Genomic DNA, 14,431 nt, shown 5'->3' with positions numbered 1-14,431 from the left:
GTGAAGCATGGAAGAAGAGGCAAAAGATGTCATAGTTTTAGGAGCAATCAGGCGAGGCGAGAAAAAATTTGACAAAATTCAGAGATCAACTCAAATTAAACCTGAAGAACTTAATTCAATTTTAGAGAAATTAGAAGAGAAATGCTTGATCAAAGTAGAAGAAAAGAAAGGATGGCTAGGCAAAAAAATTGAGTTAAAAGTTACTGAAAAAGGTTCAAACGAATTGGACCACAGATTACATGAAATTAAAGACAAATGGAATCAAATGCAAGCATTATACCAAAGTGGCGATAAGAAAAAGCTTCAAGGGTTCATGGACGATAACAGATCATTTTTCCCAATGATGATGTTTTTTGGAGTCATGGACATCATGATGTTTAGTATGATGTTTAGTATGATTGGTGCCAGTATGGGTGATTATGTTCCAGCCGAAAGTATGCCAGATGGTGGTATGGACGATGGTGGTATGGACGATGGTGGTATGGACGATGGCGGTTTTGACATCGACATTGGTTTCTAGTGTAAATTTTATACTTGAAACAAAAACAGACTATAATTGATTTATAATTCATTTGACAATCCAGGGTTAGCCAAAGTTCTAACATTTTTGCAAACCCACAATACAGAATATCTTTCTGGACAAGATTTGAGTGATGTATTACGAATTAGCAGGGTTGCAGTATGGAAGCATATCAAAAAAATTCAAGAGTTAGGATATACGGTGGAATCAAAACAAAAACTAGGATACAAACTAACAAAAAACTCTGACGTGTTACTCCCTTGGGAAATTACTTCAGGGTTGAAGACAAAGATAATGGGACAGAAGGCATTTTACTTTGATTCAACAGATTCCACACAAACCCAGGCACTAAAAATGGCAGAGAATTCTGAAAATAGTGGCGCAATAATTGTAGCAGAAAAACAAACTGGAGGAAGAGGAAGATCTGGAAGAAAATGGGTTTCACCAAAAGGAGGAATATGGTTTTCTGTTATCTTACATCCAAAATTTGACATTACTATGACAACATTATTTCCAATTGCATCAGCATTAGCATTATCAATAGCACTAGAAAAAACATTCAAAATCACTCCAGAGTTAAAATGGCCAAACGACATTACAATCAAAGGCAAAAAACTGGCAGGTATGCTAGTAGACGTATCATTAGAATCAAACAAAATTGAGAATTTAGTATTGGGTGTTGGAATTAATTTTGATGTGGATGTAAAGCATATTGAAAAAAATCTCAAAGGAACACCAAACTTTTACGGAGTGGCTTCATTAAATGAACACAAGTCAAAAATTAGACCCGTTGAATTAGTACAATCCTTTTTGGTAGAATTGGAGAAAATATACAAACTATTAGATTCAAAGCAAACAAAAAAAATCATTTCAGAATGGACTAAAAGATCATCAACAATTGGAAAAGATGTAAAAATAAACACAATTGATGGTGAGATTGAAGGAAAAGCAATCAGGATTGATGATGATGGAGCCCTTGTGGTATCCAATAACAAGAATGTAAGCAGAGTAATAGCAGGGGATATTATTCACGTATCAAAATAACTATTTTTTTGTAGTTTTTGTTTTTCGCTTTGTAGAAGTACGTTTTGGTTTTGAAAGTAATGACGATTGTTCTTTTACGATTTCTTTGAGATCATTTTGAATTTCAAATACCGTAGAAAGTAATTCTTCAAGGGCTTCAGAATATTGCTCATAAACGGAAAGCAATTCGTTTTGTTTCATGTTTACTTTCTGAAGGTATTCATTAGATCGTATGAGGTTTGCAGTCTCAATTAATTCAGGAATATTAGATACAGGTTCACCTAATTGCTCCAAGTCTGCTTGTGCCTGTTGTATTTTCCTGCGAAGATCATAGATAATGTTACCTGCTCCAACCTTTTCCAATATCAAAATGCAGACATCGAATAAATTAAAGATTTTCTAAGGTATAGAAAAAATTGAAGATTATACACATACAAATCAGTAGAAAATAGAAATAAACCACAAAACAGTCACTAATCATGTCAAATTATTTTAAAAAAATTTCTTGTCTTTTAGTAATCAGTATACTCAGTACACAAAGTATTGCAGGAGTTTCATTTGCTCAAACAAGTGAGGAACCAGAGATAATGTTTAATCAAGCAATGGAGTTTTTTTCTAATGGGAATTATAATCAAGCCATAACAATTTATGATGACATACTAGAAATCGCACCAAACAACATCTCCACGTTAAAGATGAAAGGAATAGCACACAGCAATATGGGAGATCACAGAAAATCTTTAGAGCAGTTCTTCACGGTTTTACAACACAGACCAAATGACGTCATATCATTAGCTGGAATGGGAGTGGGATTTGGAAACTTGGGAGAATATCAAGAAGCAACATCATATTTTGAAAAGGCCCTTAAAGAAAGACCAAACAGTACAGTCATACAGAATTACAAGGAATTTGTAGACAAGGTAGTTTCAAAATACCCATACACACCAACAGAAAAACCCAAAGAATTAGAGAAACAGGCAATTTCATCAATACCAGATTGGGTAAAACCAATAGCAAAATGGTGGTCAACAGACAACATTGATGACTCAGAATTTGTTTCAGCATTACTATATATGATAAATAATAAAATTATTGAAATTCCACCAGTGGAGACCCAAAATACTACTGAGGAAAAAATCCCAGAATGGATAAAAAATAATGCAGGATGGTGGGCAGATGGTCAAATTGAAGATGAAGCATTTGTGCAAGGAATACAATACATGATAGAAAATGGATTAATCACAATCAAAATAGAGGACACAGTAGAAAAAACACAAGAAGAGTTAGATCACGAATTTTATTTATTTACAAAATATCTCAGAGATATTTCAAATAACATTACAAAAGAAAAAAGATACATTGAATATCCAAATCCTAGTCAAGATGTAATCAAAAAATTCCTTAGAGATTATGTAAAATGGAATTTTGAAGAAGAGGTAAAAAAAGCATCTAGTAGTTTCCCAGATCCTACGTACGAGGTTATTGATGACACATACATCATCTACTACAAAGTTTACATCAATGAACAGCCTTCAGGATTGCCATTAGATCATGTAAGTACACTAAGTAATTCATTTGCATTTTGGGAAGAACAAGAATTGTCAACAAACAATCAAAAAGCAAAAATGAAGTTTGAGATTACAAATTTGAAACATGAAGCAAATGTTTGGATAACATGGGTAGTTCGAAACATAGGAGACGGAGTTTTAGGACATGCGCATCTAGGTAAAGGAGTTGTAGAAGTTACATTAGGAGATTACAATTGTGATGGAAGTTTCCAATTGTATGATGTAGACAGTGTTGAAACGATCATGACACATGAGTTAGGTCATTCTATAGGTTTGAAACATGTAGAAGATAAAACTAGTATAATGTATCCATCATTCACACCGTCATACGCATATTGTTTATTGAGTTAAAGTTCTAAATTTTAAGAAAAAACTAGTTAGCTCAACCTACACACAAATAACCGGTAGAAATTATGTAAAATGGATAATAAGGCAAATGTAGCAATTGATGCATTATGCTTAGAAATCAAATGATTACAGGTTCAAAATGTCCTGCTTGCGGTGATAAAAAAATGATTACCGATGAGAATACTGGTGAGTTATTTTGTGGAAAATGTGGATTTGTAGTATCAGATAAAATTGCAGATACAGGTGCAGAATGGCGTTCTTTTTCAAATGATGAAGGTAACAAAGCAAGAACAGGTGCAGGAACATCACTTACAATGCATGACATGGGATTATCCACAGTAATTGGTGCAGCTAACAAAGATTCAACAGGAAAACCACTATCTGCAAGTGTCAAGAGTTCAATTGAGAGATTAAGAACTTGGGACAGTAGAAGTCAAGCACATTCTTCAGCAGATAGAAACCTAAGACAAGCACTTAATGAAATGGACAAACTAAAAGACAAACTAGCATTAACTGATGCAGTTATTGAAAAAGCAGCTTATATTTACAGAAAAGCAATGGAAAAGAAACTAGTCAGAGGTCGTTCAATTCAAGGATTAGTAGCAGCATGTCTTTATGCATCTTGTAGAAATACAGAAACACCAAGAACATTAGATGATGTTGCCAAAGGAATCAACATTAGAAGAAAAGATGTTGCAAGATGTTACAGATTAATTTTTAGAGAATTGGAATTAAAAATGCCAGTAGTTGATCCAGTAAAAGGAGTATCAAGAATTGCAAGTATTGCAGAACTTAGTGAAAAAAGTAAACGTAAGGCAATTACAATACTTAATGAAGCAAAGAAAATGGGCGTGGTTGCAGGAAAAGATCCAATGGGAATAGCTGCTGCTGCACTATATCTTGCATGCATCAGTACTGGAGAGGTAAAATCTCAAAAAGACATATCCATTGCATCTGGAGTAACAGAAGTTACCATTAGAAACAGATGTGCAGGATTAAGAAAAATGATTAATGATGAATAATCATTTCTGAGAACGTTCAAACTCTAATTTATCCCAAGGAAATACAACATATGCACTATTGTTTGTCTTTTTACCATAGAGTAATTGCCTAGGGTATTTTTTTCCACGTCTTGCAAATAATGTAGCATAAACAAATTTTGAAGGGACATCAACTCGTTTGATAATTTCATCAAAGGTATCACCGCTATCAAAAATATCATCAACGAATAAAGAATCAGAAGATATTTTCTTTTTATCTACAAAAATCCTCTTTATTCCCAGCTGATCTGCAACTAAACGTGCAGGAACTAATCCACCCCTACTAAGTGTAGTAATACTTGAAAAAGTTCTAGGTAGTTTTAGGATTTTCTTTGAGAGTTTTTTTACAAGAGATTCAATTTCTACCCAATCAACGTCTTGAGACAACATAGAAAAATCATAAAGAGTAGAATTAAGTTGTTATGTTTAGAATGTCTTAGTAGGCGAATTTTTTAGGGGCTCAATCAATTTGAGAATTTTAAAGGGTATTTTTCCAAAATTAATTTCTTTTTCGCAGGAAACCAACAACACATCATCACCAGACAATGGAAAACTCATGACAATTACTTTATCACGATAGGACATTGAAAAATGAACAACACCAAATTCTTTATCAAATTCATGCCTCATTCGAACACGTAATGCCAATTCCATAAACATCATTTCGTCTTGTTTTTGAGCCTCAAGTGAAAGTAATCCTTCCTTCATCCCACCAGCCATCAAATGGCCTCTGCTGTTGATGAGCCTAGCAGAACGCATCTTAGGATCCAATTTTGTTATTTTTTGACAAAGTTTCTCAAGTTCTTCGATGTTTTCCATTTGTCTAATTATACAAGCGAACTATTTATTGCGATCTGTTTCAATAGGTGTCTATGCAGTCAGAGTCAACTAAAGACATTACCGATTATTACAAGCACCTTTCGCTATTCTGGACAGATATTGTACATTTAATGTCAAGTAAACCACAAGCGCTAGCATCAATTGGTCCAATGAGAGCATTTGCAGCCAACTCAAAGAAAATTTCAACAGAACTAATTGAGATTAATGAAGATTTGATGGAATTTAACAAACATCTAACAGAATACTATAAACAACTTGCAGACACATGGACAGATGCACAGAAAAAAGTCAATCTAAAAGCACCAGAAATTCCTCAAGATGTAGAACAAATAGAAGCAGTCAAAAGAATTTGGATTGATATATTTGATAATGATTTTACAGAGTTATTTGATTCAGGGAAATTTGGAGATAATTATGGAAAACTAGTTTCAAAAGAATTAGAGTTGACAAAACATTGGAATAACATTACAAATGTAATATTACAATCAGTAAACCTACCAAGTAAAGAAGAGATTGATGAAGTGTATAAAGAGATACATTCATTGAAAAAAAGAGTTGCAAAACTAGAATTAGAATTAAAGAAAAGGGAGATGAAAAAAAATGCAAAGTGAGTCAAGAGTAGATCCAAAAATCATTGAAGAGATTTTAAAATTTAGTAAAAATGTAATTGATGCCCCAAAGTTAGTATCTGCTCCAGATGAAATCAGTTTAGAGGTTACTCCACACGATATAGTACAACAAATGGATAAAACACGTCTGTTACATTACAAACCAATTGTGGAAAAACAACACAAGACACCATTATTGATTTCATACGCATTGATTAACAGATTTCATATTTTAGATATACAACCTGAAAAAAGCTGGGTGAGAAATCTACTTCAACAAGGATTTGATGTGTATATGCTTGATTGGGGAACACCAACTAGTATGGACAAGTATCTTGATTTTGATGATTATGTAAATGGGTATTTGGACACATATGTAGAATATATAAAAAATGAATCATCTACTGAAAAAATTTCATTACAAGGATATTGTACAGGAGCAACAATTGCTACAGCATATGCATCATTGCATCCGGAAAGTGTTAAAAACTACATAGCAACTGCGCCGGTGATTGATGGTTGGAGAGATACCACAGTGATCAGTAACTTGGCAAAGCATATGGACGTAGATAAAATGGTAGAAATTATTGGAAATATGCCTCCAGAATTCATGTACTATTGTTTTTCAGTTCTTAAACCATTTGAGCAAGGCATTGAAAAATATGTCAATTTCTTCAAAAACATTGAAAATAAAAAATTTGTAGATAGTTTCCTCAGAGTGGAAAAATGGTTAGGAGACACACCACCAATTCCAGGAGAATTGTTTAGACAGTGGATTAAGGACATCTATCAGAAAAATTTACTTATTCAAAATAAAATGCACATAGAAGGTCAACTAGTAGATTTGAAAAAGATAGACATGCCAATTTTCACACAAGTTGCAGTTGGAGACCATTTAGTTTCACCAGAATGCAGCATGCCTCTTCACTATGCAGTAGGTAGTGAAGATAAAACATTGAGAATGTACCCTACAGGACATGTAGGCATGATTGCCAGCTCATTATCCCAAAAGAAAGTGTTACCTGAATTAGGACAATGGTTAGCTGAAAGATCATAAAATAAAAAAGAAAAAAATTAAAAAATTTGATTCTCCACTAGTTGTTCTTTGTGGTGAATGCAGAAATCCAAGATTGTAGAATGTTTCTGTTTAACTCAGCAAATGATTTTGCGTTGTCGTTAAAGGTTTTGATATTTTGTTGTGTTGCATCAATAGTTGCAAGGGTTACTTGGTTTTGAATTGATGTAGCCTTTACGACTTCTTCTGTTGTATCTTGCATTACTTTGATTGTAGCCTCAGGAATGTTTGCTGCAATACCTGCTTTCTTTGCAAATTCTTTTTGTAGTGTCAGGGTTGAATCTGCAATGTTTTCATAAGCTTGTATGAATTCCTGTTGTACGTTTGTAATTGCTTGATGATACTGTGGTACTGATGTTCTAATACCGTTGAAGAATTTATCTACGTTTTGTTGATATACAGAAAATAGATCTTTTGGATTTGATTGTATCTGTTCGTTCTTACTCAATTTTTCACCTCCCTAGCTTTTGATTTTTTTGCTATTGGAAGAACAATGACTTGAACCAAGTCACCTTCACCTAATCCGAGGGCATTACGTTCTGCCTCCGGAATTGAAATTCTACCGTTACTACTAATGGTAGTTTTGTATGCACCCCAATTCATAAAAGATGGAAGCATTTGTCCAATGCTAAACATTGTATCCATGCTTTTGTTTTGCATAGAAGACATGTTTTCCATCATGTTTGATTGAGCTTGTCTAGTGTTATCTGAAACTTCTTTTAGAGTGTCAAGAGGGTTGAATGTTTTACTAGTTTGGTTAGTCATCAAAGCACCAAAATTTTTCATAAATTCTGCTTGAGCACGTCCACTTTTTTGGATCCAATCCTTAAACATAGTAGTTGGATCATATTGGTTTTCGTTACCATTCATTGGTAACTAATGGAATTAGCAAGTATTTAAGTGCACCTAATTGACATCCAGAAAGTCCAATACCTTTTCAGAAAATGTATGAGGATCTTGAACGTAAGGAGTATGCCCGCATCCATCCATACGAACAAAACGGCAGTCTTTGATTGACGAAACAAAATCATCAGCGTGGTGAATTGGAATTACAGGATCATCGCTACCCCAAATTAGCATTGTTTGAGTTAAAATGGATGGTAATTTTTTTGTGATAATTTCTGCATTTTTCAAACCAAGTATTGTAGACATGAATGCAAGTTTTGCATTTGGCAATTGCATTCGTTCAATAAAACTAGAAACAATTCTTTGATCAACACTTTCACCAGAACCTTCCATTAGTTCAAATGCATTTGTGGCATTTTGTTCATTAGGGTATAATGCAGCCATAATGTATGCATCAAGGGCAGGAGTAGATTGTTTCATTACTCCTGAGGGTGAGACCAAGACAAGTTTTTCGACAGTGTCAGGGTTTGCAGCAGTAAATTCAGCAGAGATTTGTCCCCCAAGTGAAGAACCAATCAGAAAAGTATTAGAAATATTTGCAGTTTTTAGAAACTGTTTAAGAAAATCTGAGAAAAAATCTATAGTATAATCAGCAAGAGGTTTGTCACTATATCCAAATCCAATTAGATCAGGAATAACAACACGAAATTCTTCTGCAAAAATAGGCATGACTTTGTCCCACCTTTCAGCAGATGCCCCCAATCCATGAATAAGAACTAACGTTTTATCAGAGTTTCCAGATTCTAAATAACGAATCTTATTTCCATCGATTTGAAGAAATTTCTCATCCACCATTTTAGCTTCAATTATCATCAGTAGATAAGTTTTAGTTAATTTAGCGATCATAGTAATTTTGAGTTTTTGGAAAAATCTGTTAGACTATCAAAAAGTATCTTTTTTAGGATCAAAAGTAGTGAGAATATGTGATAACGAAAAAAATCTCAAAAATACTGGTTCCATTAGATGGTTCTAAAAACTCTCAAAGAGGCTTAGAGATGGCAATTACACTAGCCAGACAATGCGGAGCGACAATTACAGGAGTATTCTCAATTCATGCCCCACCACACTCAGAATTCAGAGGGGTTGGATCTGTTGAAAAATCCCTTAATAGAGAAGTGAAGAAAATTATGGAGGAATCCAAAATCTTGGCTGCAAAAAATGGCATAGTGTTCAAGGAGAAATTAATGCGAGGAGATATTGGATACAATATTGTCAAGCTTGCACAAAGTAAAGAGAAATTCGATATGATAGTAATGGGTTCACGTGGAAGAAGTTCTGCAAAAGAGTTGTTCTTTGGAAGTGTGTCAAATTATGTCATACATACTGCAAAGATTCCAGTTCTAATTGTAAAATAATTCAGAATCCATTCTTTTTGAAATATTTTTGATGGTATTCTTCTGCTTTGTAAAATGTAGGAGCAGGAGTTATCTCAGTTACAATAGGAGAATTAAATTTTCCAGAAGAATCAAGCTGTGATTTTGATTTTTCTGCAATCTCTTTTTGTTTTTCATCATGATAGAAAATTGCAGAGCGGTATTGTATTCCAACATCAGGACCTTGACGATTCAGGGTTGTAGGATTATGATTATTCCAAAAAACATCCAAGAGTTCTTCATATGAAATTTCATCAGGATCATATTCTACTTCTACGGCTTCTGCATGTCCAGTTCTATCAGTACACACTTCTTCATAAGTAGGATTTGGAAGGTTGCCACCAATGTATCCTACTTTAGTAGATCTGACTCCTTTTGTTTTGCTAAGTAAATCCTCAACATGCCAAAAACATCCTGCACCAAAAGTCGCTTTCAATTCAAAGAATCTAAAACATAAACAGAATTAAAACCATTTGTTAGAAAAATATAATCATGTTATTTTCAAGGTTTTGATAGTCTTTTAGTAACATCAGTAAAAATTTCAACTACCTTTTTTGCCAAATTTTCAATGTTAGCAGTAGGTTCTGCAGAAATTAGTAAGAGAATTTGAGTTATAGGAAATGGAAAACTAACAAGAACTGCCTTGTCTCGTCTAGCAGCCAAATAGTTGATAGGGCCTAAACTTTCATCATATTCCTTTCTTATAGATGCCTTTGAGACAAATTCTAAAAAGGATTGTAGTCTAGTTTCATCACCCTCATAAGGAGTAAGTCCTTCTTTAAAGCCACCAGAAATCAATTGACCATCTTTATCAACAATTCCAGCAAAACGAATCTCCGGTTCTTCAAGTAATTTTTTGCATTTTTCAGTATACAGATTCAAAGTACCTTCAGAACTAGTCATGATAAAGTAAGTTAGGATATCAAAAATAAAAACCTAGTCAATATTATCAATTGAAAAAAATTCCAGATTGGTCATAGAGTTGAACAAGTTTTTACATGAAATTAATAAGCAAAAACTGAAAAGTAACAATATTGAAAATTGTAGTAATTCTAATAATATCAGGGATAATAGTAGGGAGTTTTAGTGCCCAAAGCACATTTGCACATCAGCCTGATTTTCCAGTACAAACCCCTCAAGATATTTTGAAGTTCTGTGAATTTTTTCATGACGAATACGAAATATTTGGTCTAGATGGATTAATTGATCTGCACCCCCAATATCCAAATCTGAGAGCGTGTGCTATTTTGTATAACCATATTGCATGGAGCAGTACGCATCAAGCAAGAGACATTGTGTTGATTGCAGAAATTGAAAAGTATCTAGGGGATTCTAGTTTCCTTAAAGAAAGGCATCTCGAAGAATTCACCACAATGCCAGCTTGGGTAATCCAAGATACGGTTAGATGGACAGATGGAAAATACAAGGATAGTCTATATGCATATGGAGTAAGGGCACTGATAAAAAATAATATAATTTCTCCAAAGATAATAGATAATGTCAGTCAAAGATTATGCATTGAGGGGTTGTGTGTAAAAGAAACAGATTACGTAACTTATTCCCACACTAGTAAGTATGGAAATACAATCACAGAGAAATTTGAAGTTGAAAAAATAAATGCTGATGGAATTATGATTAATTCAAGAATTGTTTCAGAAGAAGGGATAAAAAATTACCAGTTTTTACTTGATGAAGATTCAAGAATTCCAGTTGAAGAAAAATGTTGCAGAACAGGAAAATTTCTCTATAAAGCACCCATAGAAATAGGAGATGTAATCAATGAAAAATACCAAGTCTATGGAACTGTAACTTATCCAATTGGTAATCTCTTAAGAGAAGGAATGGTTGCAGAAAATCAAGACAAGACCAAGGTCATCGTAATTGACAAGCAAACTGGACTTTTACTATCTGAAAAATTTGAGAAAACTGAAATCACAACAAACTGGGAAAAAACATCAGTACTTCAAACTAACGTATTTGAAAAATCAGAAGGAGTGCAATATCACGGTCTAAAAATTCCTGCATGGTGGAAAACAAGTGCCATGTGGTTTACTGATGGATTGACTTCAGAAGATGAATACATTCAAGCCCTAGAATATATGATTGAAAAAAGAATTCTCATTGTCTAGTTTTTGGAACACATTTTAGAAGAGCATAATCAATAATCCCTTTTTCAGATGCAGATTTCATTTTGAGGATTGATTTGTATAGTATATTTTCAACATAGCCAGGATATTTTTCCAAAATAGATTTTTTGAGTTGTTCTCTATGTGTCAAATAATAATCTGCAAGAGGATCATATACAAAATTTCCAATTAATTGCTCTTGATTAATTTCAAACCCAGATGATTTTATTGTGTTTTTTACATCATCCAAAGAATAGTGCTCAGAAGACCAAGTAAATTTTAACATCCCTAAATCTTTGAGAGATGAAGTTCCAAGAGTTATAGGAATGGCCATGACGAGTAATCCAGAATTTGTTAGTACTCTTTTGGATTCAGAAATAAAATCAGAAAGAGGTTTGAAATGTTGTGCAGATTCTAAGGCCAAAACTCGATCTACAGAATCATTTGCGAATGGAAGTTTTGTTGACGAAGAATTCAGGAATTCAATTTTTTGTTTTTTGCCTAAGGACAATTGTGAATAATTGATGTTTACATCATACAAGAGAATGTTTGGGAATTTTTGTTGCCAGAGATGAGAGGGTGCAGACAAACCACTACCAACATCAACTACATGTTTGGCAGAAGGCAATTCAGCAAGATTTGCAAAAATCATACATAGGTTTTCCTGAGCAGATATTGGATCAGAGTGTTCAGAAGACCAATATCCAAAATTTAGCATAGATCCACCTGTTGCAAGTTGCATGACAGGTGATAAGGCATTGTAAAGATTTACAGTGTCTTTTTCGCTTCTACGAAAGGTCCAAAAGAATACATCAAGAGGGTTAATCGATATCAAAAAGAAATTCAAAATTAATTGAACAGAGTCATATTAATTTCTAGGGTAATCCTTCAGAGTCTTCAGCACAATGTTTGTGAACCCATTTTTCATCTTTATTTTTGGATATCTCTTTTCCTGGTTGAATTTTATCACCACAAGAAACACAAGATGTTGCAAATTTTGCCTTCATATGTTCTGATAGTTATTGAATGATAAATCAAATGTGTTGTGATTGGTGTTAACTAATGATTAACATGTTTTATAAATTTGAATTAATTAGTTAGTTCGTGAGTGATTCAAATTCACCTTCAAAAATTGTTCTTGCAAAATGGTCGGACAGGTTTATTGCATGGTTAATTGATTTTATTATAATTTCATCGATATCCACTGCAATGATTTTTACATTGTTTGGAGGAATAGATTATAAATTTGAAGAAAGTTTTTTTTGGGTGGAAAATAGTGAATACATTCCAACTAGTCTCATGTTTTTTGTTTATTGGAGTGTTTTAGAATACAAAACAGGGCAAACAATTGGTAAAAAAATTCTCAATTTGAAAAGTGTAAACATGAACGGTAAAGCCCCAAGTTTGAAAGGAGTTTTGATTAGCAGTTTTGGAAAATCATTTTTGTTGCCATTTGATGTTGTGTTGGGATGGATTTTAACAAATCAAAAGAGACAAAGAATCTTTAACAAATTAGGAGATACAATTGTTGTTAAAATCAAAGATGTCCAAGATGTCTCAGATGTAACATATTTGAAGGACTGATATTGTCATATTTTCTTGAACTGTTGCTTTGAAGATTTTACCAACAGATCTATTAGCAACCTTCGATCTGTTTTCTTGATGTCTGAAAATCAAAAAGAGTGGTGGATTGGGTTACCAAAAGAACTTCAAAACGACATTGAATTAGAAGAATAACCCTAATACCAAAATCTAGGATAGAGGCATAGTAATTGTAAACGTAGTAGGTTTGTTACTCACAGAGATAGTTCCACCATGTTGTTCAACAATACTCTTACAGATGACCAATCCCAATCCAGTACCAGTAGTTTTTGTAGTATACATAGGCTCAAAAATTCTCTCTAAATCTTTTTCAGGAATTCCAGGTCCAGAGTCCTTTACAACGATTGTGATGTCTTTAGAATCAGAAGATATTTTGACATCAACCTCTCCAGTGCCATCAACTGCATGAACTGCGTTATTGAGTAAATTAGACATTACACCCTCCATCTTTCTAGCATCACATTTTACAGATACATCATTCTCAGGCAAATTAATGACAACACCATAATGGGTTTTCACATGATTCATTGCTAATCTCAAGACACTCAAGAAAGAAGTCTTTTTCTTTTTGATTTCTGTAGTTCTTGCAAAATCCAAAACATCTTCAATGATTCTATTCATATCCAAAACAGATGTCTGTAATCTAAACCATTTTTCTTTATCTTGAGGATCTAGTTTTGCAAGAATTTCAGGAGTTAACATATCAGCATAAGTATGAATGATTGTCAAAGGATTTTTCAAATCATGTGCGACTCTACTTGCCATAGTACCAATAGTTGCAAGTCTTTCAGATTTTACCAGTTCTCCACTTTTCTTTTCAACTTCTGAAAGTAATGTTACATTTTGTTTAAGAAGTTCATCTTCTATATTCAACAGTCTTTCTTGAATTTCTTTTTCTTTAGTAATATTATTTCTGATGGCAACATAATTTTTGATTCCCTTTTCATCAACGATTGGGATGATTATGGTTTTAACCCAATAAAATGAACCATCTTTTGCTTTGTTTTTAATTTCACCTTCCCAAACTTTTCCACTAGTAATAGTATCCCATAGATCTGCAAAGAATTCTGAAGAGTGTTCATCGGATTTTAGTATTCTATGATTATTTCCAATTAATTCATCAGCAGAATATTTTGAAATTTTACAGAAATTTTTATTGGCATAAATGATAGTTCCTTCATCATCAGTTATTCCAACAATGGAATGATCAAAGAGACGTTCTTCGAATTCAGAAATGTTGAGATTGAGTTTCTTTAATGCTGTTGAAGTTTTCATGTACAGTTTACGATCTTATTTGATATAATACAAACGGTTGTGTGTTATTTTCGATAACAAAGTAAATAGTCGTGCATAATGTAAGGTAAAATTTCAACATTAGGCTCAACATAAGAAATTCTAAAAA

Annotated in this window: 20 protein-coding genes; 9 read left to right on the top strand and 11 right to left on the bottom strand. The window is 33.3% G+C overall.

The window, feature by feature from the left end; genetic code table 11:
* Positions 1 to 7: 7 nt before the first annotated feature.
* Entirely contained in the window at positions 8 to 520 is a 513-nt protein-coding gene (locus tag Nisw_RS08530; protein ID WP_141978243.1) for a hypothetical protein, read from the top strand.
* 36 nt (positions 521 to 556) lie between these two features.
* Entirely contained in the window at positions 557 to 1,564 is a 1,008-nt protein-coding gene (locus Nisw_RS08525) for a biotin--[acetyl-CoA-carboxylase] ligase (protein WP_141978241.1), read from the top strand.
* Here the strand turns inward: Nisw_RS08525 and Nisw_RS08520 are convergent, their stop codons facing one another.
* Positions 1,565 to 1,906, bottom strand: coding sequence for a hypothetical protein (locus Nisw_RS08520; RefSeq protein ID WP_141978239.1), 342 nt, complete (start codon positions 1,904 to 1,906; stop codon positions 1,565 to 1,567).
* 116 nt (positions 1,907 to 2,022) lie between these two features.
* Here Nisw_RS08520 and Nisw_RS08515 point away from each other — a divergent pair, with 116 nt between their 5' ends.
* Positions 2,023 to 3,462 (top strand): M57 family metalloprotease, encoded by a 1,440-nt coding sequence (locus tag Nisw_RS08515; RefSeq protein ID WP_141978237.1) that lies wholly within the window; start codon positions 2,023 to 2,025, stop codon positions 3,460 to 3,462.
* A 104-nt stretch (positions 3,463 to 3,566) separates the two neighbouring features.
* Positions 3,567 to 4,481, top strand: a complete 915-nt coding sequence (locus tag Nisw_RS08510) for a transcription initiation factor IIB family protein (RefSeq protein ID WP_141978235.1) — start codon at positions 3,567 to 3,569, stop codon at positions 4,479 to 4,481.
* On the opposite strand, the gene Nisw_RS08505 is transcribed toward Nisw_RS08510, so the two are convergent.
* Positions 4,482 to 4,889, bottom strand: a complete 408-nt coding sequence (locus Nisw_RS08505; protein WP_141978233.1) for a phosphoribosyltransferase — start codon at positions 4,887 to 4,889, stop codon at positions 4,482 to 4,484. It lies immediately after the preceding gene.
* A 36-nt stretch (positions 4,890 to 4,925) separates the two neighbouring features.
* Positions 4,926 to 5,318: a DUF6659 family protein gene (locus Nisw_RS08500; RefSeq protein WP_141978232.1), complete on the bottom strand. Its 393-nt coding sequence runs from the start codon at positions 5,316 to 5,318 to the stop codon at positions 4,926 to 4,928.
* 53 nt (positions 5,319 to 5,371) lie between these two features.
* Here Nisw_RS08500 and Nisw_RS08495 point away from each other — a divergent pair, with 53 nt between their 5' ends.
* Both Nisw_RS08495 and phaC read left to right on the top strand, forming a co-directional pair.
* Positions 5,372 to 5,950: a poly(R)-hydroxyalkanoic acid synthase subunit PhaE gene (locus Nisw_RS08495; protein ID WP_141978230.1), complete on the top strand. Its 579-nt coding sequence runs from the start codon at positions 5,372 to 5,374 to the stop codon at positions 5,948 to 5,950.
* Positions 5,940 to 7,004, top strand: coding sequence for a class III poly(R)-hydroxyalkanoic acid synthase subunit PhaC (phaC, locus tag Nisw_RS08490; RefSeq protein ID WP_141978228.1), 1,065 nt, complete (start codon positions 5,940 to 5,942; stop codon positions 7,002 to 7,004). The genes Nisw_RS08495 and phaC overlap by 11 nt, the downstream gene beginning before the upstream one ends.
* Positions 7,005 to 7,041: 37 nt before the next feature.
* Here the strand turns inward: phaC and Nisw_RS08485 are convergent, their stop codons facing one another.
* Genes Nisw_RS08485 through Nisw_RS08475 form a run of 3 tightly spaced genes read right to left on the bottom strand, consistent with a single transcriptional unit; the run spans position 7,042 to position 8,774 of the window.
* Positions 7,042 to 7,470, bottom strand: coding sequence for a hypothetical protein (locus Nisw_RS08485; protein ID WP_141978226.1), 429 nt, complete (start codon positions 7,468 to 7,470; stop codon positions 7,042 to 7,044).
* A complete protein-coding gene (locus Nisw_RS08480) occupies positions 7,467 to 7,892 on the bottom strand; it encodes an AbrB/MazE/SpoVT family DNA-binding domain-containing protein (RefSeq protein ID WP_141978224.1) in 426 nt (141 codons plus the stop codon). The genes Nisw_RS08485 and Nisw_RS08480 overlap by 4 nt, the downstream gene beginning before the upstream one ends.
* A 36-nt stretch (positions 7,893 to 7,928) precedes the next feature.
* A complete protein-coding gene (locus Nisw_RS08475; RefSeq protein WP_141978223.1) occupies positions 7,929 to 8,774 on the bottom strand; it encodes an alpha/beta fold hydrolase in 846 nt (281 codons plus the stop codon).
* Positions 8,775 to 8,851: 77 nt separating this feature from the next.
* On the opposite strand from Nisw_RS08475, the gene Nisw_RS08470 reads away from it, so the two are divergent.
* A complete protein-coding gene (locus Nisw_RS08470) occupies positions 8,852 to 9,283 on the top strand; it encodes a universal stress protein (RefSeq protein WP_141978221.1) in 432 nt (143 codons plus the stop codon).
* A gap of 1 nt (position 9,284) precedes the next feature.
* Here Nisw_RS08470 and msrA read toward each other — a convergent pair whose 3' ends face one another.
* Positions 9,285 to 9,737 (bottom strand): peptide-methionine (S)-S-oxide reductase MsrA, encoded by a 453-nt coding sequence (gene msrA / locus Nisw_RS08465; protein WP_141978219.1) that lies wholly within the window; start codon positions 9,735 to 9,737, stop codon positions 9,285 to 9,287.
* A gap of 65 nt (positions 9,738 to 9,802) precedes the next feature.
* Positions 9,803 to 10,204 (bottom strand): DUF6659 family protein, encoded by a 402-nt coding sequence (locus Nisw_RS08460; RefSeq protein WP_141978217.1) that lies wholly within the window; start codon positions 10,202 to 10,204, stop codon positions 9,803 to 9,805.
* A gap of 131 nt (positions 10,205 to 10,335) precedes the next feature.
* On the opposite strand from Nisw_RS08460, the gene Nisw_RS08455 reads away from it, so the two are divergent.
* On the top strand, positions 10,336 to 11,430 hold the full coding sequence (locus Nisw_RS08455) for a hypothetical protein (RefSeq protein WP_255430773.1): 1,095 nt from the start codon (positions 10,336 to 10,338) through the stop codon (positions 11,428 to 11,430).
* Here the strand turns inward: Nisw_RS08455 and Nisw_RS08450 are convergent.
* A complete protein-coding gene (locus Nisw_RS08450; RefSeq protein ID WP_370510666.1) occupies positions 11,420 to 12,169 on the bottom strand; it encodes a class I SAM-dependent methyltransferase in 750 nt (249 codons plus the stop codon). The genes Nisw_RS08455 and Nisw_RS08450 overlap by 11 nt on opposite strands.
* Positions 12,170 to 12,302: 133 nt before the next feature.
* Positions 12,303 to 12,434 carry a hypothetical protein gene (locus Nisw_RS09500; protein WP_255430772.1) on the bottom strand — a complete coding sequence of 44 codons (132 nt, stop codon included), beginning with the start codon at positions 12,432 to 12,434 and terminating at the stop codon, positions 12,303 to 12,305.
* A 97-nt stretch (positions 12,435 to 12,531) separates the two neighbouring features.
* Here Nisw_RS09500 and Nisw_RS08445 point away from each other — a divergent pair, with 97 nt between their 5' ends.
* Positions 12,532 to 13,011, top strand: coding sequence for an RDD family protein (locus tag Nisw_RS08445; protein WP_141978213.1), 480 nt, complete (start codon positions 12,532 to 12,534; stop codon positions 13,009 to 13,011).
* Positions 13,012 to 13,179: 168 nt separating this feature from the next.
* Here Nisw_RS08445 and Nisw_RS09495 read toward each other — a convergent pair whose 3' ends face one another.
* Positions 13,180 to 14,304: a nitrogen regulation protein NR(II) gene (locus Nisw_RS09495; RefSeq protein WP_255430771.1), complete on the bottom strand. Its 1,125-nt coding sequence runs from the start codon at positions 14,302 to 14,304 to the stop codon at positions 13,180 to 13,182.
* Positions 14,305 to 14,431 lie beyond the last annotated feature (127 nt).

The organism is Candidatus Nitrosopumilus sp. SW (assembly GCF_006740685.1).
Taxonomy (GTDB): Archaea; Thermoproteota; Nitrososphaeria; order Nitrososphaerales; family Nitrosopumilaceae; genus Nitrosopumilus.
Note: the sequence above shows the minus strand (reverse complement) of the source record. Positions and strands in the feature narration are given on the sequence as shown.